The sequence below is a fragment of the Streptomyces sp. NPDC059201 genome (assembly GCF_042754585.1).
Classification (GTDB): Bacteria; Actinomycetota; Actinomycetes; order Streptomycetales; family Streptomycetaceae; genus Streptomyces.
The window spans coordinates 115005-137654 of record NZ_JBHZBB010000012.1 but is presented as its reverse complement, the minus strand read 5'-3'; the positions used below and the strand labels follow the sequence as shown (position 1 = coordinate 137654).

Genomic DNA, 22650 nt, shown 5'->3' with positions numbered 1-22650 from the left:
GGGCCTGGGGCGGGGGGCCTGGTCAGTCGCGCCTCAGGCGGCGGGCGGTGCGGGCGAGGAGGGCGCCGGCGAGGGCGAGGGCCGCCGCCCAGGGGGCCAGGGGGACGGCCTCCTCCGGTCCCGTGTGGGCGAGTTCGGGGCGGGCGGGGGGCACCGCGGGGATCCGGCCGTCGGACGGCGGCGGAAGGGCCGGTTTTTCGGGTACGGGGGTGGGCGCGGGACCCGTGGGCGTGGCGGGCCGCTCGGCCGGGGGTTCGGCGGACGGGTCCGCGGGCGCGGAGGGCGTGGCGGGCGCGGGCGGGTCCTCGGGCGGGTCCTCGGGGTCGGGCGGTCCGATCGTGAGGCGGTAGTCGTCGGAGCGGCCGACCCAGTCGCCGTCGGCGCCCCGGCGCTGGACGAGCGCCGCGTTGACCACGACCTCCTCCGGCACCGCGTCCGCCCGGAAGGCCAGCCGGACCGGGACGGTGACGGTCCGCCGGGCGGGCACGGCGAAGCCGCCGAACCCGGTGAACGCGCCGACGCTCTCGGCCTCCTCGGTCGCCTCGAAGGCGACCTCCCGCCAGCGCTCGGCCAGCGCGTCGTAGAACTCCAGCCGGATCTGCTCGGGCCGCAGCACCCGCTCCTCGTCGGCGAGCACCAGCACCGGATGCACCCCGGTACAGGCGCTGCCGGTGACGTTCCGCACCTCCAGCTCCCAGGACTTGAACGCCCCTCCGGCCGGGTAGTCGGCGGGGCCGTCGTGGATCCGGGTGTCGAGCGGGAAACCGATGTCGGAGGCGGTGCCGCAGGAGGGCGCGGGGGCGGGGGCCGCCGGGGCGGTGGGGGCTGTGGGGGCTTGGGGGGCTTGGGGGGCTGCCGAGGCCGTGGGGGCGGAGAACAGGGTGCCGGTCAGCGTGACGGCCGCGGCGGCGAGGGCGCGGACGCTGCGCGGGGGCCGGGGGGCGGATGCCATGGACGGGTGCCTTTGCTGCTCGCGGACGGACGGGTCGCCCGCGACGCTGCCACACGCACCGGCCCGGAACGGGCGGCGACACCGCCCGCGGCCCCGACCGGCCCGCCGGATCCGCCCGATCAGCGTATGGTCCGGTCTTCCGATGAACGGACTGGAAGGAGGGGAGGGACCGGACGGCTGGGGAGGCTCTCCGCCCGCGCCTCCAGACCGAAGACCGGGGCCAGGACGAGCTGCGCCGCGCCGAGCGCCACGGCGTGCGCCGCGCCCAGCGCCACGGCGTGCGGGGCGGCGTGCGGGGCGTCCGCGACCTCGACCGGCACCGGGAGCCGCAGCCCGGCGAGCACGGCGGACACGCCGTCCGCGAAGACCCCGGGCGCGCCCAGCACCACCCGGCCGCCGAGCAGGACGCGGTCGATGTCGAGGAGCCGGACCAGGTTGGCCGCGCCGGTGCCGAGGATCCGCGCCGCCTCGGGCAGCTCCCCCCGGGCCACCGCCGCGAGGCACAGCACCTCCAGGCAGCCGCGCGCCCCGCAGCCGCACGGGGGCCCGTCGAGCTGGACGGTCTGGTGGCCGAGCTCGCCCGCCCCGGTGCGCTCGCCCCGGAGCGGGGCGCCGCCGACGACGAGCCCGGCGCCGAGCCCCGTACCGAGGTGGACGTAGGCGAAGGAGCGGGGCGCGCCGGGCCGGACGGCGAGGCCGAGGGCGGCGGCGTTGGTGTCCTTGTCGAGCGTGACGGGCAGCCCGAGCCGCGCCGCCAGCACGTCCCGTACCGGGAACCCGTCCCACACCGGAGCGCCCGTCACCCGCCCCGGCACCCCGAGCCGGTGGTCCAGCGGACCGGGCATCGCGACCCCGACACCGAGCACGCGGGGGCCGACGGCAGACTCCGGAGCCGGGGCCGGTGGCACGGGCAGTCGCGCCTCGCTCAGCAGCGCGCGTACCTCCTCCGTCACGGCCTCCAGGACCGGGTCCGGGCCGTCGGCCAGGGTCAGGGGGCGGCGCCGGACGGCCGCCGCCGGTGCGCCGGTGAGGTCCGTGAGGGCGAGGGTCAGTTCGTCGCGGTCGAGGTGGACGCCGACGGCGTGCGCGGCGGTGGGGACGAGCCGGAGGACCGTACGCGGCTTGCCGCCGGTCGAGGCGCGGCGGCCGGCCTCGGCGGCCAGGCCCTCGGCGCGCAGCCGGGCGGTGATCTTGCTGACGGCCTGCGGGGTGAGGCCGGTGCGCTCGGCCAGTTCGAGCCGGCTGATGCCGTCCTCCCCCGCCGTGCGCAGCAGGTCGAGCACGAGCGCCGCGTTGTGGCCGCGCAGCGCCGACAGGTTCGCGCCGCCGCCAGGGTCCCTCGTCATCACCGTCACCGGCCCATTCTCTCCCCTGCTTGCACTTCGGCAACAGCGTTGCTTAAGTGCTGTTCATGACGCCCCTCACCACCCCCCGCCCCCTCCGCGTCGGCCTCGTCGGCTACGGCCTCGCGGGCTCCGTCTTCCACGCCCCGCTGATCGCCGCCTCCGACGGCCTCACGCTCGCCGCCGTCACCACCGGCAACCCCGAGCGGGCCGCCGAGGCGCGGGCCGCGTACCCGGGCGTGCGGGTGCTCGCCCGCCCGGAGGAGCTCTGGGCGGACGGCGCCCCGGAACTCGACCTCGTCGTCGTCGCCTCCCCGAACAAGACCCACGTCCCGATCGCCGAGGCCGCCCTGAAGGCCGGGCTGCCGGTCGTCGTCGACAAGCCGCTCGCCGCGACCGCCGCCGAGGCGCGCGGCCTCGCGGAGCTGGCCGAGGAGCGCGGTCTGCTGCTGTCCGTCTTCCAGAACCGGCGCTGGGACAGCGACTTCCTCACCCTCCGCCGCCTCCTGGACGAGGGCGAGCTGGGCGAGGTCCAGCGCTTCGAGTCGCGCTTCGAGCGGTGGCGGCCGCGGCCGAAGGGCGGCTGGCGCGAGTCCGGCGCGCCGGAGGAGATCGGCGGTCTGCTGTACGACCTCGGCAGCCACGTCGTCGACCAGGCGCTGGTCCTCTTCGGCCCGGCCGTCTCCGTCTACGCCGAGTCGGACGTGCGCCGCCCGGGCGCGGAGGCCGACGACGACACCTTCGTGGCGCTCACGCACGCGAACGGCGTCCGCTCGCACCTGTACGTGAGCGCCACCGCCGCCCAGTTGGGCCCCCGCTTCCGGGTGCTCGGGCAGCGCGCCGGGTTCGTGACGTACGGCCTCGATCCGCAGGAGGCGGCGCTGCGCGAGGGGCTGCGGCCCGGCCCCGGCGTGTCCTGGGGCGTGGAGCCCGAGGGGCTGTGGGGCCGGATCGGTTCCGGGGAGTCCCCGCTGACCGGCGGCGGGACGCCGGTCGAGTCGGTGCCGGGGGACTATCCGGCGTACTACGCGGCCGTCGCCGCCGCCGTGCGCGGCACCGGCCCGAACCCGGTCACCGCGCGCGAGGCGGCGTCCGCCCTGGACGTGCTGGAGGCGGCGCGGCGGTCGGCCCGCGAGGGCGTCACGGTCAGGCTGTCCCGTTCGACCGACGGCGCCGGCGGCTGACGGCCACCATGACACCGCCGCCGAGGGCGAGGCCGGCGGCGGTCACCGCCATGACGACCTTGCCGGTGCCGGCGCCGGTCTCGGGGAGTTCGCCGCCGTGGTCCGGGCCGTGGTTGCCGCCGGTGTCGTCACCGTAGCCGCCGTCGGATCCACCGCCGTTCGAGCTGCCGCCGTTCGAGCTGCCGCCGTTGGAACCGCCCCCGTCCGTGCTGCCGCCGTTCGAGACTCCGCCGTCGGCGGAGTCGCTCGGGCTGGGGGTGGGGGTGGTCTCGGTCGGGGTCGGGTCCGTCGGGGTCGGCTCCGTCGGCGTGGGAGTGGTCTCCGTGGGGGTCGGCTCGGTCGGGGTGGGGGTCGTCTCGGTCGGCGTCGGCTCGGTCGGGGTGGGGGTGGTCTCCGTCGGCGTCGGGTCCGTCGGCGTGGGCGTGGGCGTGGTGTCCGTCGGGGTCGGGGTGGGGGTCGTCTCGGTCGGCGTCGGGTCCTCGTCGCAGGACGGCAGGTCGCCGTTGAACGGGTAGTTGTGGATCTCCTGGCCGCCGCCCCCGCCCGGCTCGGACGCGTGGGTCAGGTTGCCGGTGGTGAAGAACCGGCCGTTCATGCCCGGCATGGTGATGGTGGTGCTGCTGGCCTGGTCGCCGACGAGGACGCTGCCCGCGAACTGCGCGGTGCCCTCGAACTTGACCCGGGTCGCGTCGGGGAAGTTCCACAGCAGCCGGTCGCGGAGCCCCGGCAGGCCGTTGATGTAGGTGTCGATGGTCCGGTCGGCGCCGAGGACGTTGACCAGCACGGTCGCGTTCGCGGGGATGCCCTCGAAGCGGATGCCCTGCTGTCCGCCGGACGCCGACTCCAGGTCGAAGTCGACGTTGAACACCTGGAGCGCGGAGGTCCCGTCGCCGGTGAAGAGGGTCTCGGTGTCGTGGTTGACGGCCGTTCCGGTGGGAGGGCGGTTGGCACCGTCGACGTACGCGTAGCACTGGCTGGCGGCGGTGAGCTGGTCGCGCAGCGGGGTGTACGGGGCAGCGGCGGCGGTGTCCTTGACGGCCAGCGGGACCACGGTGCCGGTGACGGTGCCCGCGAACCGCGTCTTCCCGGTGATCGTGCCCTCCTCGGTGAGGAGGCGCTGCTCGGGGGCGACGGTGATGTCCTTGCCGACGGTGAGGAAGTCGGTGCCGTTCTCGGGCGGGACGCGCGAACCGACGCCCGCGACGCCGACGTTGTAGACCCCGGAGACGCCCGCCCGCTTGTTCTGGTCGAAGTCGCCGAGGACGACGACCTTGCCCTCGGCCTCGGCGGCGGCCTCGCGGACGAGGAAGTCGCCGCCGACGTAGACGTTGATGGCGTTGTCGCGCCACTCGACGGGCCCGTTGTTGATGTCCGGGTACGTGGGCGGGCACTTGCCCGGCTTGCAGGGACCGAGGCCCCCGGGCAGCGGATCGGCGGCGCCGGTGACGGCGAGGCCGCCGACGAGGGCGCCGGCGGCGAGGACCGCCGTCGCGGCGGAGAGGGCGAGGTGTGCGCGGCGGCGGGGGACTCGTTCGCTCTTCACAGGTTCCATACGCCGCAATATGCATAAAAAGGTACGAAAATGGCGGCACCCCACGCGGGGCGCCGCCAGAATCGGACACGGGTCACACCGGGGATCCAGCCGGATCGGGCTGGATCCGGCTGGATCGGACTGGCGATCAGGCCGTATCGGGCTGGTGATCGGGCCGGGGGTCCCGTGTGATCAGGCGCTCTTGAGCTCCTGGCGCTGGCGGCCCAGGCCCTCGACCTCCAGCTCGACGACGTCGCCGGGGCGGAGGTACGGCTTGGGCTCCGGCTGCCCCATGGCGACACCGCCGGGCGTGCCGGTGTTGATGATGTCGCCCGGGTAGAGCGTCATGAACCGGCTCACGTACCGCACGACCTCGGCGACCGGGAAGATCTGGTCCGAGGTGTGGCCGTCCTGCTTCAGCTCGCCGTTGACCCACAGCCGCAGCGCGAGGTCCTGCGGGTCGGGCACCTCGTCGGCGGTCACCAGCCAGGGCCCGAGCGGGTTGAAGGTCTCGCAGTTCTTGCCCTTGTCCCAGGTGCCGCCGCGCTCGATCTGGAACTCGCGCTCCGAGACGTCGTGCGCGACCGCGTACCCGGCGACGTGCGCCAGCGCCTCCTCGTCGGTCTCCAGGTAGCGGGCGGTCCGGCCGATGACGATCGCCAGCTCGACCTCCCAGTCCGTCTTCACCGAGCCGCGCGGTACGAGCACGGTGTCGTCGGGGCCGACGACGGTGTCGGCGGCCTTGAGGAAGACGACCGGCTCGGCCGGGGTGGCCTGGCCGGTCTCGGCGGCGTGGCCGTGGTAGTTCAGCCCGATGCACACGACCTTGCCGATCCGGCCGACCGGCGGGCCGACGCGCAGCCCGGTGGGGTCGCCGGAATCGCCGTACGCGGGCAGCACGCCGGCCTCGGCGGCGGCCCGGATCCGGTCGAGCGTGGCGGTGTCGGAGAGCAGACGGCCGTCGACGTCGTCGGTGAAGGAGGACAGGTCACGGAGGGTGCCGTCCCCGTCGAGGAGGGCGGGACGCTCGGCGCCCGGCGGGCCGACTCGCAGCAGCTTCATGGTCTTCTCCCTGTGGTCGAGGTGGGCCCGGGGGGAGGCCCTTCGGTGCCCCGGCCGATGGAGTGCGGCCATCGGAGGATTGTTCGATCGTCCAAGACTCCGGGTCAGCCCGCAAGACCCCGTTCAGCCTGCGGACCGCTACGCGCGAGTAGCAAGCGGCGGAGGGGAGGGCGAGGGGGGCGAGAAGAGGGGGAGGAAGGGGGGCGCGACTGCGCGGCCGCCGGGAGAGCGAGCGAAGCGAGAGGAGCGGGGGGCGCGGATCGACGCGGGACCAGACTCCCGCTCCTCGCGCCCCCCGCTCCCTGAACTCACTGTCCGTCACGTAGGACGAACGGCCTTACGGGAGAGTTCCCGGCGTCCTCAGGAACCCGTCGGGTCCAGCGGGACGAGCAGCCGGCGCGGCGCGAGGAGCGCGCGGCCGACGGGGTCGGCGGGGTCGGGGTCGAGCCCCGGGCCGGGCCGCATCTCGATGTCGGCGGGCGCCACGGAGACGCGGCAGGCGGGGCATTCGCCGTACGCGCCCAGCTCGGCGCCGCAGTCGGCGTGGTGGAAGTGACGCATCGGCAGGGTGCCGGGGATCTCGGCCCTCCCCCAGGCGCCGAGGGTCCACAGGACGGGCCAGAGGGCGAGACCGCGCGCGGTGAGGACGTACTCGTCGCGGGGCGGGGAGTCCTGGTAGCGGCGGCGGTCGAGGACGCCCGCGTCCACGAGGACCTGGAGGCGGGCGGCGAGGACGGCGCGGGGGGCGCCGAGGTGGGCGAGGAAGTCGCTGTAGCGGCGGACGCCGTAGAAGGCGTCGCGCACGACGAGGAGGGTCCAGCGCTCGCCGACGATCTCGAGGGCGCGGGCGATGGAGCACTGCTGCTGGGCGTAGTCCTTGCCGAGGGCCATGGGGACCAGCGTACCGAAAGAGGGTTCATTGAACGAACCGAAAGGGTAGAGTGCGAGTTCATTCACTGAACCGACCGGCACCGGCGATCGGGCGGAGGCCCCGTGCGTACAGCCCACTCAGACTCAGACTCAGACTCAAGCTCAAGCTCCCCCTCTCACTCCCACTCCGGCTCCCACCCCCCGTCCCGAAAGATCACGCGCGAGAGAACCCCCGGCCGCGCCCCCGCCCCCGGCCCCGCGACCCTGGCCGTGACCTGCATAGCCACCACCCTCGCGCTCATGAACTACACGGCGCCGATGCTGACGCTCCCGGCGATGGCGGAGGCGTTCGGGACGCCGTCCTCGGCGCAGGCGTGGCTGCTCAACGGCACCCCGCTCGGTCTCGCCGCCCTCCTCCTGGTCGCGGGCGCGCTGGCCGACGCGCACGGCCGGCGGCGGGTCTTCCTGCTCGGCACGCTCGCGCTGGGCGTGACGACGGTGCTCGGGGCCTTCGCGGACTCCACGGCGCTGTTCACGGCGGCGCGGATCGCGCAGGGCGCGGCGAGCGCGGCGATCCTCGCCGGCAGTCTGGGCCTGCTGGCCGTCGCGTACCCCTCGGGCCGGGACCGGATCCGGGCCACCGGCGTCTGGGGTGCGTCGGTGAGCGGCGGGATCGCGCTGGGCCCGCTGCTCGCGGGTGCGTTCAGCCTGCTGGACTGGCGGCTCGCGTACGCGGCGCTGGGCGCGGCGGCCCTGGTGACGGCGGCGGCGGGGACCCGTGTCCTCGCCCGCCCGGCGGCGCGCGCCACGGCCGGCGGCCGCCCGGACCTGGCGGGCGCGACGGCCCTGGCGCTGGCGCTGAGCGCGCTGCTCACGGCCCTGACGCTGGGCCGGGACGGCTGGCTGCGCCCGGTGATCGGCGTCCTGCTGCTGGTGGCGGTGGCGCTGACGGCCCTGTTCCTGCTGGTGGAGCGCAGGGCGGCGGATCCGATGATCGATCTGGGGCTGCTGCGGAGGCCGGCGTTCCGGGCGTCGGTGGTGGGGGCGCTGTTCACGGGTCTGGCGGTGATCGGCCTGTTCAGCGTGGTCCCGGCGCTGATCATGCGCGGGGCGGGCATGGCGCCGCTGGTGGCGGCGTGGCTCTTCGTCCTGTGGTCGGGGACGTCGTTCGTGGTGGCGCTCCAGGCCCGGCGGCTCGCGGGCCGGCTCTCGGCCCCGTACCAACTGGCCCTCGGTTTCGCGCTGTCGGCGGCGGGCGTCCTGGCCCTCCTCGGCGCCCTCGACTCCCCCGACCTGCCCTGGCCGCGCCTGATCACCGGCCTGGTGGTGGCGGGCGCGGGCAGCGGTCTGCTGAACGCGGCGCTGCCCCGGCTCGCCGTCGACTCCGTGCCGCCGGAGCGGGCGGCGATGGGCTCGGGCGCGAACAACACGGCCCGGTACATCGGTTCGGCGGCGGGCGTGGCGCTGATGCTCGCGCTGTCGGCGGCGGGCCCGGACGCGCCCGTGGTGGCCTCGGCGGTCCTGGCCCTGGCCGGCGCCGTCCTCACCGTCGCAGGGTCGCCCAGACGATGAGCCGGTAGCGGGAGGTGAACTCGGGCGTGCAGGTGGTCAGGGTGAGGTAGGAGCCGGCGGTGGAGTACCCGTACGACGGTTTGACGATCGAGCGCGGCACGGGCTGGATGACGCCGGTGTCGCGCGGCGAGGTCACCGGCAGGATCTGGTCGACCCGGTAGGTGTACGTCCCCTCCCGGGTCCGCAGCGTGATCTCGTCCCCCTTCCGCAGCCGGTTGATGTACCGGAAGGGCTCGCCGTGCGTGTTCCGGTGCCCGGCGAGCGCGACGTTCCCGGACCGCCCGGGCGCCGCGGTGCCGGGGTAGTGCCCCACGTACCCCTTGTCGAGCACCTTCCGCTTGGAGATCCCCTGCGCGACGGGCACGGTCAGCCCGATCCGCGGGATCCGGAGCACGGCGAAGGTCTCGCCGGAGGGGGTGCGGGCGGGGGCCGGGGAGGCGGGGGCGGCGGAGGGTCGCGGCCGGGCGGCGGGCGAAGGGCCCCGCGAAGCCACCCCGCCGGAAGGCCGCACGACGGGAGCCCCGGAAGAGGGGGAAGGAACAACGCCCCCTCCGCTGTCTTGCTCGGCCGGAGGAGAGATCCCCCACTCTCGCTCCAGCGCGGCGACCTGCTCGCCGGCCTCGGCGCGGGCCTGCTGGTTGGTCCACCACAGCTGGTGGACGACGAGGAGGAGGATGAGAACACCGCAGGTGACGACGGTCTCGGCACCGAACCAGAGCGCGCGGGCGAGTCCACCGCGCCCCGAGCGCGCCTGGACGACGACCGGCACCCGCTCGCGTCCCCTGCCTCCCGTGTTGGCTCCCGTGTCCCGCACGCCGGGCACGATAAGCGCTGCGGCGCCAACTCTCCAGGGCCGTACAGCAGTACGGTGAAGGGCATGCGCCCCGACACGCCTGCCGCCCACACCACCGAAGCCGAGCGCCTGCTGCGCACCGCCGAGCAGTACCCCGGCGACCGGGAGCCGCTGCTGCTCCAGGCCGCCGCCCACCTGGAACTGGCGGACGACCGGCCGGGCGCGTCGGCGCTCTACGACGACCTCCTGTCCGGCGAGCCGGCCGACCCGCACCTGATCCGCGCGCTGAAGGCGTCGAACCTGTGGGAGTACGGGCACGAGGCCGAGGCGAGGGCCATCATCGAGGGCCTGCGCCGCTCACGCCCGGCGGACGCGCCCCCGTGGGAGATCGCGGCGGAGACGCTGGAGGTCCACGACGAGTTGGAGGCGGCGGAGGCCACGCTCACCGAGGCGGCCACCCTCCTGGTCACCCCCGGGGCGGAGCTCCCGCACGCCACCCGCTCCCTGCTCACGACCCGGCACCGCATCCGCCGCATGCTGGCCCGCCCCCACGACGACTGGGACACCCAGGCGGACCGCCTCCACCAGGGCGGGATCCCCCTGGACGAACTCCACGACCCGAAGCGCCTCTGGTCCCTCGGCTCCTCGGACCCCACCGAACTCCAGGCCGAGATCACCCGCCTCCGCTCGGAACTGAGCACCTACCGCACGGCCCTCTCCCGCCCCTTCCCGGTAGCGGTCCTCCACTGGCCGTCCGAAGAGCTGGAAGAACTCCTGACGGCGTACCCGGAACTGGAGACGGAGTACCCCACCTACCGAGCCCACCTGACGGACATCGAAGCCTCCCTCCGCGAACTGGCAGCAGCCGGCACCCCCAACCTGGGCATCGTCCGAGCCACCGTCCCCTCCTACGAAGCCTTCGCCGCCTCCGAAACCACCTCCCCCGCCACCCCCGCCCTCCTCCCCCAATACACCACCACCCTCGCCGCCCGCTCCCGAGCCACGCCTTGGCCGCCGCTGAGGACGGAGGCTTGCTGGTGCGGAGCGGAGAGGACTTATGGGGAGTGCCACGGAGGCGAAGCGCCGGAGTAGGTCCTCGACGGCAACAGCCGGAGGTTGGATCCGACACCGGGTATCGTGCGGCGGCATACTCGACCATGAGGGATGAGATGACCGGCGACTCTGTACCCGAGCTCCCCAAAGACTCGTGGGCCTCGAGCCCGGGGACTCGCCGGAGCATGCAGTCGAACAAGGGGCGCGACACCAAGCCCGAGCTGGCTCTACGAAGGGCAGTCCACGCCCTCGGCCTCCGGTACCACGTCTCCGAGCGCCCGATTCCGGCCATCCGGAGGACAGCCGACCTGGTGTTCACTCGGGCACGTATTGCAGTGTTCCTGGACGGCTGCTTCTGGCACGCGTGCCCCGACCACTTCACCGTCTCACGGACCAATCCTGAGTACTGGGCGGAGAAGGCGCAGAAGAACCGGGCACGCGATAGGCAGACAGACCTGCTTCTACAGGAAGCCGGCTGGGTCGTCCTCAGGGTGTGGGAGCACGAGGACGCTCATCAGGCTGCAGCCCGCTTGAGGGAACTCTACGATCGCCGCATCGCCACTCAACGTGACAGAAATGCGCACTGAACGTCAGCGGATCCATCTCATTCAAGCCACAGATCGATCGCATCCGTACGAGATGTGAGATTGATGCACTTTTTCATGGGCCGCCGCACCCAATAATGTGTGACCTTGAACAAAGGTGACGTGCCGGCACGCTGCTCTGCAGATACCCCCACAACATCGGAGCGCCCCTGGGTTCAACCAACCTGAAGCGCACGAGACAGGGGAGCGGTCACTACCCATGACCGAGGCATTCGACGGCATGTACGACACGTTCAAGGCTCTTCTGGACTCGTTCCCTCCATCAGAAGCGGTCAAGCGGCTGGAGCAGCTCGGCATCAGCCCGGAGATCATCCAGCAGATCCGTGAGCGTCACGAGCAGCAGACCGTTCGCATCAAGGAGCTCGAGGAGCCGCACGCGGTCATCCGCGACAACCGGGATACCTGGTACACCGGGCCGCACGCCAAGGACAAGTGCTGGCCGGCAATCGTCGACATCCTCCGCAAGGACGGATGGCCTGAGGACCCTGCCATCAAGTCCCTGGACGACTCCTCCACGCGCATCGTCTCCTTGCTGAACCACCCCAAGGAGAAGTCCTTCTCGACACGTGGGCTCGTCGTCGGATACGTGCAGTCGGGCAAGACGACCAACTTCACCTCCGTCATCGCCAAAGCCGCCGACCGAGGCTACAAACTCTTCATCGTTCTCGCAGGCGTCCACAACGGACTGCGACGGCAGACTCAGGCACGCCTGGTCCAACAGCTCATCGAGCCGAACCCTGCGATGTGGTCGCAGTTGACGGGTCTCGACCGGGACTTCACTCCCGGGGAGAACCCCGCCTCCTACTTCGGTAAGAGCAACGGGACGCGCGTGCTGTGCGTGGTCAAGAAGAACGCAGCGGTGCTGCGCAAGCTCTTCCGGTGGCTCGAGAAGGCAGCCGACTACCTGAAGGACTGTCCGACGCTGATCATCGATGACGAGGCCGACCAAGCCACGGTGGCGACCAAGTCGATCAATCCGCTGATCCTCAGCATCATGAGCACCCTGCCGAGGTCCGCCTACGTCGGGTACACCGCCTCCCCGTTCGCGAACCTGCTGATCGACCCGGCTGCAGAAGATCTCTATCCCAAGGACTTCGTCGTCAACCTGCCGAAGCCTCAGGGGCACTTCGGCACCGAGGTCCTCTTCGGTCGTTACGCCCTCGACGGCGAGGACCCCGAACAGGTCGACGACGGCCACGACATGATCCGATCCGTGCCCGAGGGCGACGTGCCGTGCGTGCGCCCCACGACGAAGGCGGACGCCGACGGTTTCGAACCGGTCATCACCGACACACTGCAGACGGCGCTCGAGTACTTCTGGCTGGCCACCGCCGCACGACACGTCCGCGGCACAGGAAACCAGCACAACACGATGTTGATCCACACCAGCGTCAACACCACCGTGCACAACAGTTTCCGTGGGCCGCTCGAGCACTTGCGTGATCACACCGCCGCGTCTCTGTCGGACGGCACCTTCCTGCTTCGGCTTCGCGGTCTGTGGGATAGGGAGACCGCTCGGGTCCCCGCTGAGGAGTTCGGAGAGACCAAGGTTCCGTTCGATGCCCTGCTGCCTGAGTTGCCCGAGGTACTCAAGGGTTGCCGCATCATCATGGACAACTCGAGCAGCGAGGATCGCCTGGATTATGAGAACGGGCCGGTCACGGCGATCGCAGTCGGTGGCAACACCCTCTCACGAGGTCTGACCCTCGAGGGCCTGTCGGTCAGCTACTTCGTTCGGGCAGTCTCCGCTTACGACACCCTGCTCCAGATGGGCCGCTGGTTCGGTTTCCGGAACGGTTACGCCGACCTCCCTCGAATCTGGATGACGGACGAGCTTGCCGAGTGGTTCCGGCACCTCGCCACGGTCGAGACCGAGATGCGCCGCGATGTCGACATCTACATGACCGAGGACGAGACTCCCCTCACCTTCGCGGTGCGCCTGCGGACGCACCCCGCCCTCCGTGTGACGGCGGCGGCCAAGATGCGCGATGCCGTGACCGCAGCCTCCTCTTACGGCGGCAAGCGTGTCCAGACCCACTACTTCCACACCGACGGAGAGTGGCTACGCGGAAACATCGCTGCCGCCCGTGATCTGGTGGGCGCCTCCGTCGCGAACGCCGTCACGGCAGAGATGCGGCCCGCGGAGGGGCGGTTCGTGTATCGGGGTGTCCCCTACGACCTGGTCGTGGACTTCTTGTCCTCCTACCGGTTCCACGAGCAGTCCCCGGAGAACGATGCGGACCTCCTGACGGGATACATTCGGAAGCGGGTCGCTGCGGGATCGCTTCGCCGGTGGAATGTCGCGATCGTCGGCAACCCTCGCGGCGATGACTTCGAATTCGCTCCTGGTGTCTCCGTCGGACGCAACCTGCGAGCGCGGCTTTCCACGCCGAATCCGACCCCGGGTCTCGCCGACATCAAGACCCTGATGAGCCGCCGAGACGCTGCGGTGGACCTCGACGGGGACGTCTCGAGTCTCACCGAGAAGGGCATCATGGATCGGCGCCGTCACGAGCTCCCCGACACCGGTCTGCTGGTCCTGTACCCGATCGACAAGGTCTCGGCGCCTAGCCCCTCGAAGCTGAGGCGTGAAGCGTTGAACGCCGAAGAGCACGTCGTCGGAGTGGGCATGGTCTTCCCGGCTCCGCTGTACGACAGCACCGTCGAGAAGTACATCTCGGCCGATCTGTCGAAGATCCGTCTCGAGGACGAGGACTACAGCATCCTCGACAGCGATGACGCATGAGCGACGAGATACTGCGGAGCCTCGTCGAAGAGCGCTGGACCGCGCTAGAGGCCGAACAGACCACAGGTGAGCGCCGCCTCCGTGTCTCTCACCTCCCGATCGTTGTCGAGCACGACAACCCGCTGGCGGTGGCCGTCGACCACAACGGACATCGCCACGTCCTCGTACCGATACCGGCACATCGCCGAGTGCGGCTCGGCCTGGACGGGCCTGTACTTCAGCTGCGCAAGCGTCCGTTGGAGGATGACGAGACCTACCAGACGTACGCGGATCTTGCGTGCCTGCGCAGCGACCTCAATGACCTCTTCACCGAGCTGTGTGTCGACGTGTTGGGCACGGCCGAGGGACATCCGGAGAACCCGCTCAAGGCCCTCCATCATGTCCTCGACCGCTGGAAGGAGCTCTTCCGCACTCAGGGCAGCCCCCTGACCGGCGAGCAGCTCGCCGGCCTCTTCGGTGAACTCGCCGTTCTCTGCTGCCTGCTGGAGGAGAACCCGAGTGCCCACCGCCTGTGGCTTGGCCCTGAGGGCCATCGGCACGACTTCTCGTCCGGATCCACGGCGATCGAGGTGAAAGCCGGCACCGGCACAGGCCGAAGGCCTCGCATCCACGGACTCGACCAGCTCGATCGACCCGACGACGGGTCGCTGACCCTCGTGTGGTTCCGTCTGCAGCCTGTACCCGATGGCTCTCTAGGTACATCCCTGGTCGAGCTGGTCGATAGGGCCCGCAGGCTCTGTGACGACGAGGGCTCACTCCTCGAACTGCTCGCGACCTGTGGTTACCTCTCCGCGGACGCCGACCGCTACCGCGATGTCCGTTTCCTTGTGGAAGAGGAGAGGTGGTACGAGGTAGGTCCCGGGTTCCCCAGCCTCACAACCAGAGACCTGATAAAGGCGGGGTTGTCGGTGTCCGTCCAGAACGTCGAGTACACAATAGATCTCTCCGGCGACCTCCTCGTTCCACTGGCGGACGACGAGAAGTCGCGAGTGATCGACGACATCATCCAGGAGGCACGGTGATCGAGCCCCGCTGGTTCTCCCAGCCGTATCCGCCCGAGGGGGCGAGTGCCGCCGAGGGCATCCGCAATCAACTCGGTCGCCCTGAGCTCGACCTGCTCACCATCCTTGTGCGTGAGTCGGCTCAGAACAGCTGGGACGCCCGTTCTGCGACTTCCGCGGATCCTGTCGACTTCCGCATCGACCTGTCCACCGTCGGCCCCGCCCACATCGTTACCTGGCGCGAACTCCTCCTTGCGGGCGCACCGGCGAACGCGGACGAGTTCCCGCTGCGCGACACGATCAGGCACGGCCCCGTCCGGCTACTTTCCGTGTCGGACCGTGGAACTCGCGGGTTGGGAGGCCCGACCCGGGCCAACGACGCCGTAGGGAGCGATCGAGACTTCGTCTCCTTCATCCGCAATATCGGGGAGCCCCGTGACACGGCGCTGGGCGGCGGCACCTACGGCTTTGGCAAGGGCATCTTCTACCTGCTCTCGAAGCCGGGGACGATTCTCGTCCACACTCGCTGCCACACGCCACACGGCGGGTTCGAGACACGACTGATCGGGTGCACCCTCTGGAAGAGCCATGTGGCCGTCCAGAACGGAGCGAGCCGTCGTTTCACAGGTCGACACTGGTGGGGCGACGCCTCCGGCGACGTGATCGAGCCGCTGATGGGGGCAGAGGCGGACACAGCGGCGCGGCGCCTCGGACTGAGACCGTTCGCCCCCGATGAGACCGGCACGACCGTCGTCGTCATCGACCCGAACCTGGACGAGCTGGAGCCCTCCGAAGCCGCGGACTACCTGGCCGAGACGATTGCCTGGCACCTCTGGCCAAAGATGATCTCCGCCGAAGCCGACACCCCCGCCATGCGGTTCTCCGTCAGTTGTGACGGAGTCGATCACCCGGTCCCGGATCCGCGGGAGACCGCGCCCCTCGACATGTTCGTCTCCGCCTACGAGGCTTTGAACGGATCCGACGGACGCAACCTGCAGTGCCTCAAACCCAAGCGTCATCTCGGTCGCTTCGGGGTGGTGAAGCGTATTCGACCTCCGCTTGAGCCAAGCCGTGCGGGGCGCATGCTGAACATCGAGAGCCTCGTTCATCACGTCTGTCTGATGCGGCCGGCCGAACTGGTCGTCACGTACCGACCAGGCCAGAAGCCTCCGAGCGAGAACATCGCATACGCCGGAGTATTCCGGGCCGACGAGTCCATGGACGAGGTCTACGCCAAGGCTGAGCCTCCGACGCATGACGCCTGGAATCCGCAATCGCTGGAGCGCCCGGAGAGCACGTTCGTCCACACGACGTTCCGCCGTATCGACGAGGCACTCGATCAATTGCTCTCGCTCGGCGGAGTCGCCCGCTCCGGTGCACGCAGCGTGGCGCTGGGGGCGGCAAGCACATTCTTCTCAGGACTGGTCGGTGGCTCCTGGGGCATCGGCGGCGCGACCGCCTACGCCAAGCCTGGAAGCACGGCCACACGCGCCAAGGCGCAGGAAGAGGCGAGGAAGAGAAAGGTCGCCACGGCCTCGACCGGCGGAGGCCTCCACAGCTCCGCATCAGGCAGCGACGACGAAACCGCACGCGACACCTGGCATGCGAGCGGCGAAGGCATCGACTTCGCCGACACGACCGCGAGGGGCGTCTCTGGACGCGGCCGGCGACCGCGGGTCCAATACGTCGGCGATCCCTACTTCGACGATCGCGGCGACTCGACGGTGCTCGTTCAGGAGTTCCGCCTGCCTGTGCCCATGTCGCAGCGGGTCCATGCCGATCTGGCTGTGGCGCTGCCCGGAGTGGGTGGCCGTGAGACGGATCCGCCGATCGGGGCGGAGATGCCCACACTCGTGGGCTGGGAGGACAGTGACGGGCGCCTGCACACCTCGGAGACCTGCGTGATCGACGGCGGTGAATCCATCTGGCGTGCCGTCGTACAACCCGCGCCGGACACGATGACCGAGATCGGCATCAGAGTGGAGGCGGTGAGCACACCATGAGCCGGCGTGTTCTTCCGTACCGCAGCCCGTCTGAAGATGTCATCGCTGCTGAACCGTGGCGACTCGTCGTCGACGACGGAGAGATGCCCCTCCCCGAGGCTCTACCGCACTGGGACTACCGCATGGACCTGGTTCTGCGGAGAACGATGCGCGTCGACCTCGAGCGCGTCCGTGCTCAATGCGGCCTTCCTGAAGAGGCCGCCTTGATGCTGACCACCGTGTGGACGGCCAGCGGCTCGAACCTGAGCGGCCCTGGACACCGGAAACGACTCACAGGCCACGGCGTCTGCGTTGTCGATCTGGAGGTTCGACTGTCTGGAGCTGATCTCGGTGGACTGCTCGTCCTCGACACGGCTCTGGTTCTGGCAGAGCGTCGAAGTGACGGCCGACCGTCATCCCCCCGTCGCGCCGGCTCCGTCCTGTGGAGCGAACGAGAGTCAGTTCGTCTTCAGGGTGACGCACCGCAGTTCCCCATGGCCGTGATCGACTTCGCCAATACCTCATTTCCGGACGGCGCAGCCTGGCATCTGCAGATCAGCGGCAGCCTCGAGAACGCAACCATGGGCTCGCTCCTACTCCTGGTCAACGAAAAGAACAAGGTCACCACCGCGGCCTTCGAGAACGCCCACAAGCCGCGTCCCGTCGACCAGGTCGTACTCTCCGCGGTATACGCGGACGCGGCTCGCAGCATGATCGAATACGCCCTCTCCTACGAGGATTTCTCGGAGGAGTCCGACTACGCCGAGGACTCCCTCGGCGCCACCCTTCTGCGCCTGTTCGACCGGCTCTTCCCAGGCCAGTCCATCGCCGACGTCCGGCTGCGCCGTCTGCAGTCACCGGCGATCTTCGCCTCGGACCTTCAGGCTGCCGTCAAGATCTTCGAGGTGTCGTGATGAGCCTTCTCTATCCGCGTCTGCTGCCCCAGCAGGCCAGACAGCTCTACGAGGAGTACCGGGATCTCTCGATCCCCGAACTCGCCGAGCGGGTGGCCTACGCGCATCCGTCGGCCGTGTACGTCGCCACCGGCGGCGATCGGGTCTCGACAGAGCAGCTCAAAGAGCTGCGCCGGGCCGTCGTCGAGCTCGCCGAACGCGCCGGCTTTCCTTACTCGTCCGACCGCGCTCGAAACGCCGCATTCGATCTCGGATTGGCCGCGCTCCTGCACGCGGAGATGGGAGCGGTCCCAGCGGAAGCCGCTTCCCGAGACGTCTGGGCCTTCCTTGCAATCGCCGTACTCCCCGATGTCGCGTACTGGCGTTATCCGCATCCTCCGCGAGACCGCATTTTGGGGACGGACCTCACCCGGCACGTGTTCGGCCGGCTCTGGTGGCGTGGGCAACTAGTTCGCTCGCCTGACACGTCGGATCCGTACGGCGCTCTCAAGATCCTCGGCGAGGCGGCGTTCGATCAGATCTATGCACGCCGCGCCGCTCTGGGCGGAAGTCCTCACATGGTTCGTGCGATTCTCCGGGTCTGGAACGACCTCGACCTGCAGGGACTGAACGAGCGCGAAACATTCCGCGACTTCCTCAAGCGTCTGCTTCGGCTTGCCCCCTTCGTGCTCTTCGACGGTATCGAAGACGACGCCTTGGACGACGAGCTTCGTGCCGTGGCGCAGGAGTCCATCGACGCTCAACGACCTGCATCCGCCCCCGCAACGGTGGCACGGTTCCGGTCGGTGGAGATATGCGCCGGAGCGGGGGCCCAGGCACTGGGGCTCGAGTTGGCGGGCTTCGATCCGTCGCTCCTCATCGACAGCAAGGCCGATGCCTGTTTCACCATCGACCTCAACCGCCCCGACTGGGACGTCGTCTGCATGGATGTCGTGCAGTTCCATGCAGACATGCGTCCAGACGTCGTCGGCGTCGATCTACTGAGCGGCGGCTTGCCTCGTGTGAAGTCGTCGGCCACTGTAGGACGCGCTGAAGACACAGAAGAGCGGCGGGTCCTTCGAGCTGCGGTCGAGCTGGCATGCTCGATCAAGCCGAAGGCCGTGCTTCTGGAGAACGTGCCGGACCTGGTGGAAGGCCCCGCCTTCGAGGCGGACCGGGCCTGGATCGAGGAGGAGCTGGCCGGCGCGGGCTACCGTTCGAGCTGGCGAATCCTCAACGCTTCGGACTTCGGTGTCCCCCAGAATCGGAGCAGCGGCTTCTTGATCGCGCTGCGAGAGCCATACTTCTCCCGTTTCCAGTGGCCAAAGGTGCATGAGTCTGCTCCACCGACGGTCGGTGCCGCGCTCGGCCCCTCGATGGCCTCACGCGGGTGGCCGGGGGCGGAGCAGTGGATCAAGAATGCCGACCGCACCGCGCCCGCGTTGGTAGGCGGATCTGACCGGCGAGGCGGTGCCGACCTCGGGCCCACAGGCAGCAAGAAGGCATGGGCCGCCCTGGGAGTGAACGGAAACAGCCTCGGCGACGAGCCGCCTGGCCTCGACTTCCCGGCCGGCGACCATCCCAAGCTGACGGTCGAGCAGGCCGCGATGATCCAGTCGTTTCCCTCTGACTGGAGCTTCGCAGGCGGCAAGACATCCACGTACCGGCAGATCGGTCACGCCATGCCTCCTCCTCTGGCGACGGCGGTCGGGCTTGCCATCGCAGCGGCTCTGCGAAGCTAAGATCGCACCATGCGCGCGCCCCGTCCCACTTCCACCGAGCCCATCACCGTCCTAGACCTCTTCGCCGGTTGCGGCGGCTTCACCCAGGGGTTCCACGAGTTCAGGCCGGACGGGATGGGGGGCGATGGGCCCGTTTTCCACAGCCTCGCCGCGGTCGAGCACAACAAGGCAGCGGCGGCCACGTATGCGATGAACTTCGGCAGCGGTCGACCCGACAAGAGCCTTCCTGAGGCTCGGGTCTACTTCGGCGACATCGAGGAGTGGAAGCCTACGCAGGAGACCCTTCACGCTGATGTCATCGTCGGAGGACCCCCGTGCCAGGGTTTCTCTGCTTTGAATCGGAAGAAGAAGGGGAGCGAGCGTAACCGCCTCTGGGAAGAGTACGTTCGCATCGTCGCGGAAGTCCGCCCGAAAGTCTTCGTCATCGAGAACGTCGACCGCTTCCTCAAGTCGGATGAATTTCAGAACCTGCTGAACGAAGTGCGACCAGGGGGGGCACTGGCCGACTATCGACTCGTTGATCCTCCAGGACATCAGCCGTCCGACACGGCGGAGGATAAGACCCGACGCTACCTTCTCAACTCCGCAAACTATGGCGCGGTTCAGGCGCGGCGTCGCGCGATCGTCATCGGCGTGCGCCGCGACATCGAGGGCGAGCGTTCGATGACCTATCCTCCTCAGACGCATTTCCGACCTCCCAAGAAGGCGACCAGAACGGCCGCCCAGCCTCTCGACGGAGTCGACGGAGACATCCAGTCCTGGAATACCGTTGACAGTGTTTTCAGGGAATCAAAAGAGATCCCGCTCAAGGGAACGGAACTTCCCGACACCAAGGATCATATTGCCGAGGTGGACACCGTCGTACCAGGGGCCTTCAAAACAAAGGATCTTCACATCCGCCGCAACCCGGAGATTCTTTCACTCGCCCGCTACGGCAAGATTCCAGCCGGCGGGAACCGAAAGGACCTTCGCGGCTGGTGGTTCACCGTCAACGAATCCGGAACCATCGAGTACTTCGAGGAACCGCACCCTCAGGGCGTGAGAACTCCCGTGGCACGCCTGTCCACCGAAAGCTGGGATAACCACAACACGGGCACGGGGGATGTCATGGGGCGCCTCCGCCTGGGAGAGCCCTCTGTCACGATCAGGACCGAGTTCTTCAAGCCTGAGAAGGGTCGGTATCTGCACCCCGAAGAAGATCGCCCCATCACTCATTACGAAGCTGCCAGAATTCAGGGCTTCCCTCCCACATTTCGGTGGTGCGGCTCCAAGACGGAAATCGCCATGCAGATCGGAAACGCAGTTCCGATTCCCCTTGGCAGAGCGATAGCGTCTGCCATCTACTCCTTCCTACGCGGCTGACACCTGGTTCCAGTCAGCCAAGAGGCATACTTGGCCCGCGCTCGCCGCCAGTGGGACGGTCGTTGTAGGTGAGCTCCCACTGTCGCCGGATCTCGGCGACAGTCCCCGCCGCCTCCACGCATTCGAGTACCGCTCACTCGGCCGCCATCTCCCCGATGTCCTGCGCGCCACCCGGTAGCGTTCACTTGCCGGTGTCGTTGAAGCGCAGGAGGAGGATGGCGCAGGACATCCACGGAACCGCCTCGGACGTCGGTCACGATGGCCTTCCTGCCGGTGGCCTCGTCGCGCACCTGATCGCCCCTGACCGTCAACCCTCCCGGTGGCACCGCGCCCGCACCCCGTACGCTCGAAGGACGCACCCACTAGGAAGGCCCCCGCCATGCCCCACACCCCCGCCTCCGCCATAGCCGCCGCCGGGCTCGTAGGCGGATACGCCGTTGCCCGGTGGACGAAGAAGCGGCCGCTCGGTGGGGTCGTGCTGGCTGTGGCCGGTGGGGTGGCGGCTCGGGAGTGGCAGCGGATCGGTGGGGTCAAGGCTTGCGTGGGGCTGACCGGCGCGTACGTGGCCGCGTTCGCCGGGTCGCATCCGCTGGCCAAGAAGGTGGGGGCGTGGCCTGCGGTGTTCGGTGTGGCCGGGGGGATGGCCGCTGTCTCCTGGGCCGTGACCCGCGAGCGGGGTCAGCCGCCTGCCGCGTGGCTGAGGGTGTAGATCAGGAGGCCCGCCAGGGCTCCTACCACCGTGCCGTTGATGCGGATGAACTGGAGGTCGCGGCCGATGTTGGCCTCGATCTTTCTGGAGGTCTGGTCGGCGTCCCAGCCGGCGACCGTGTCGGTGATCAGGGAGGTGATCTCGGTGCGGTAGGTGGTGACTACGTAGGTGGTGGCCGATTCGAGCCAGCCGTCGACCTTCTCCTGGAGGCGGGGGTCCGAGGCCAGGCGCTTGCCCAGGGAGATCAGGGAGGCGCGGGCGCGGAGGCGGAGCTGGCTCTGGTCGTCCTCGGCCGCGGCGATGATGAGGGCGCGGACGGAGGCCCAGGCGGAGGCGATGACGTCCTGGACCTCGGGGCGGGCCAGCAGGTCGGACTTGAGTCGCTCGACGCGGGCGCGGGTGTCCGTGTCCGCCTGGAGGTCGGCGGCGAAGTCGGCCAGGAAACGGTCGATGGCGCCCCGCGCGGGGTGCGTCGGCATGTCGCGCATCTCCGTGATGAAGCGGAGCAGCTCCTTGTAGACGCGCTCGCCGACCTTGCGGTCCACGAAGCGGGGCGTCCAGCCGGGGGCGCCGCCCTGCACCGCGTCCATCACCGAGTCGCCGTGGGTCACCAGCCAGTCGTGGGCCCGGGTGCAGATCAGGTCGACGGCCCGGCGGTGCGCGCCGTCCGACACCATGCGCTCCAGGGTCTTGCCGACGCCCGGTGCGATCTCCGCCTGCTCGGCCCGGCGGGTGATCGCCTCGCCGACCACCGCCTGCACGTCCGCGTCCCGCAGCACGGTGAGCGCGCCCCGCAGGGCGGTCGCCGCCTCCTCCGTGACCCGGTCCGCGTGCGCCGGGTCCGCCAGCCAGGCCCCCAGGCGCCGCGCCACGCCCAGGGCGCGCAGCCGGCCGCGTACGACGTCGGCGGAGAGGAAGTTCTCGCCGACGAAGGAGCCCAGCGAGGCGCCCAGCTGGTCCTTCTTCGTCGGGATGATCGCCGTGTGCGGGATCGGCAGGCCCAGCGGGTGCCGGAAGAGCGCCGTCACCGCGAACCAGTCCGCGAGCGCGCCGACCATGCCGGCCTCGGCCGCCGCGGCCACGTAACCCGCCCAGGCGCCCGCGCCGGACTTCTCCGCCCAGGTCGCCAGGGCGTAGATCACCGCCACGAACGCCAGCAGCGCCGTCGCCAGGGCCTTCATCCGGCGGACGCCCCTGTTCCGTTCCTCGTCCGCCGCCGTGTACGTGAAGCTCACCATCCGCCAGACCTC

18 protein-coding genes are annotated in these 22650 nt (G+C 70.1%); 11 read left to right on the top strand and 7 right to left on the bottom strand.

What is annotated here, in order from left to right:
- Positions 1-22: 22 nt before the first annotated feature.
- Positions 23-952 carry a hypothetical protein gene (locus ACFXMG_RS31895; RefSeq protein WP_383819841.1) on the bottom strand — a complete coding sequence of 310 codons (930 nt, stop codon included), beginning with the start codon at positions 950-952 and terminating at the stop codon, positions 23-25.
- Between the two features lie 119 nt (positions 953-1071).
- Positions 1072-2298, bottom strand: coding sequence for an ROK family protein (locus tag ACFXMG_RS31890; protein WP_383819844.1), 1227 nt, complete (start codon positions 2296-2298; stop codon positions 1072-1074).
- 65 nt (positions 2299-2363) lie between these two features.
- Between ACFXMG_RS31890 and ACFXMG_RS31885 the strand changes: the two genes are divergently transcribed.
- Positions 2364-3479: a Gfo/Idh/MocA family oxidoreductase gene (locus ACFXMG_RS31885; RefSeq protein WP_383819847.1), complete on the top strand. Its 1116-nt coding sequence runs from the start codon at positions 2364-2366 to the stop codon at positions 3477-3479.
- Here ACFXMG_RS31885 and ACFXMG_RS31880 read toward each other — a convergent pair.
- The 3 genes from ACFXMG_RS31880 to ACFXMG_RS31870 all read right to left on the bottom strand — a co-directional run bounded on the left by ACFXMG_RS31880 (position 3442) and on the right by ACFXMG_RS31870 (position 6963).
- On the bottom strand, positions 3442-5031 hold the full coding sequence (locus ACFXMG_RS31880; protein WP_383819850.1) for a choice-of-anchor A family protein: 1590 nt from the start codon (positions 5029-5031) through the stop codon (positions 3442-3444). The genes ACFXMG_RS31885 and ACFXMG_RS31880 overlap by 38 nt on opposite strands.
- 171 nt (positions 5032-5202) lie before the next feature.
- Positions 5203-6072, bottom strand: coding sequence for a fumarylacetoacetate hydrolase family protein (locus ACFXMG_RS31875; protein WP_383819853.1), 870 nt, complete (start codon positions 6070-6072; stop codon positions 5203-5205).
- Between the two features lie 360 nt (positions 6073-6432).
- Positions 6433-6963 (bottom strand): winged helix-turn-helix transcriptional regulator, encoded by a 531-nt coding sequence (locus ACFXMG_RS31870; RefSeq protein ID WP_383819855.1) that lies wholly within the window; start codon positions 6961-6963, stop codon positions 6433-6435.
- A gap of 192 nt (positions 6964-7155) precedes the next feature.
- Between ACFXMG_RS31870 and ACFXMG_RS31865 the strand changes: the two genes are divergently transcribed.
- Positions 7156-8514, top strand: a complete 1359-nt coding sequence (locus tag ACFXMG_RS31865) for an MFS transporter (protein WP_383819973.1) — start codon at positions 7156-7158, stop codon at positions 8512-8514.
- Here the strand turns inward: ACFXMG_RS31865 and ACFXMG_RS31860 are convergent.
- Entirely contained in the window at positions 8486-9328 is an 843-nt protein-coding gene (locus ACFXMG_RS31860) for a class E sortase (protein WP_383819858.1), read from the bottom strand. The genes ACFXMG_RS31865 and ACFXMG_RS31860 overlap by 29 nt on opposite strands.
- Positions 9329-9391: 63 nt before the next feature.
- Between ACFXMG_RS31860 and ACFXMG_RS31855 the strand changes: the two genes are divergently transcribed.
- From ACFXMG_RS31855 to ACFXMG_RS31815, 9 genes are all read left to right on the top strand, one after another.
- Positions 9392-10399 (top strand): SEC-C metal-binding domain-containing protein, encoded by a 1008-nt coding sequence (locus ACFXMG_RS31855; RefSeq protein WP_383819861.1) that lies wholly within the window; start codon positions 9392-9394, stop codon positions 10397-10399.
- A 65-nt stretch (positions 10400-10464) separates the two neighbouring features.
- On the top strand, positions 10465-10947 hold the full coding sequence (locus ACFXMG_RS31850) for a very short patch repair endonuclease (protein WP_384902886.1): 483 nt from the start codon (positions 10465-10467) through the stop codon (positions 10945-10947).
- Positions 10948-11164: 217 nt separating this feature from the next.
- Positions 11165-13711, top strand: coding sequence for a Z1 domain-containing protein (locus ACFXMG_RS31845; RefSeq protein ID WP_383819864.1), 2547 nt, complete (start codon positions 11165-11167; stop codon positions 13709-13711).
- Positions 13708-14733 (top strand): PD-(D/E)XK motif protein, encoded by a 1026-nt coding sequence (locus ACFXMG_RS31840; protein WP_383819866.1) that lies wholly within the window; start codon positions 13708-13710, stop codon positions 14731-14733. The genes ACFXMG_RS31845 and ACFXMG_RS31840 overlap by 4 nt, the downstream gene beginning before the upstream one ends.
- Positions 14730-16715, top strand: a complete 1986-nt coding sequence (locus tag ACFXMG_RS31835; protein WP_383819869.1) for a hypothetical protein — start codon at positions 14730-14732, stop codon at positions 16713-16715. The genes ACFXMG_RS31840 and ACFXMG_RS31835 overlap by 4 nt, the downstream gene beginning before the upstream one ends.
- Complete coding sequence (locus ACFXMG_RS31830; protein ID WP_383819871.1) at positions 16712-17608, top strand: hypothetical protein; 897 nt, start codon at positions 16712-16714, stop codon at positions 17606-17608. The genes ACFXMG_RS31835 and ACFXMG_RS31830 overlap by 4 nt, the downstream gene beginning before the upstream one ends.
- Complete coding sequence (locus ACFXMG_RS31825; protein ID WP_383819874.1) at positions 17608-19329, top strand: DUF6339 family protein; 1722 nt, start codon at positions 17608-17610, stop codon at positions 19327-19329. Before ACFXMG_RS31830 ends, ACFXMG_RS31825 begins: the two co-directional genes overlap by 1 nt.
- Positions 19330-19338: 9 nt before the next feature.
- Positions 19339-20691: a DNA cytosine methyltransferase gene (locus ACFXMG_RS31820; protein WP_383819876.1), complete on the top strand. Its 1353-nt coding sequence runs from the start codon at positions 19339-19341 to the stop codon at positions 20689-20691.
- Between the two features lie 379 nt (positions 20692-21070).
- A complete protein-coding gene (locus ACFXMG_RS31815) occupies positions 21071-21400 on the top strand; it encodes a hypothetical protein (RefSeq protein WP_383819878.1) in 330 nt (109 codons plus the stop codon).
- Here the strand turns inward: ACFXMG_RS31815 and ACFXMG_RS31810 are convergent.
- Positions 21370-22638, bottom strand: a complete 1269-nt coding sequence (locus ACFXMG_RS31810) for a DUF445 domain-containing protein (RefSeq protein ID WP_383819880.1) — start codon at positions 22636-22638, stop codon at positions 21370-21372. The genes ACFXMG_RS31815 and ACFXMG_RS31810 overlap by 31 nt on opposite strands.
- Positions 22639-22650: the final 12 nt, after the last annotated feature.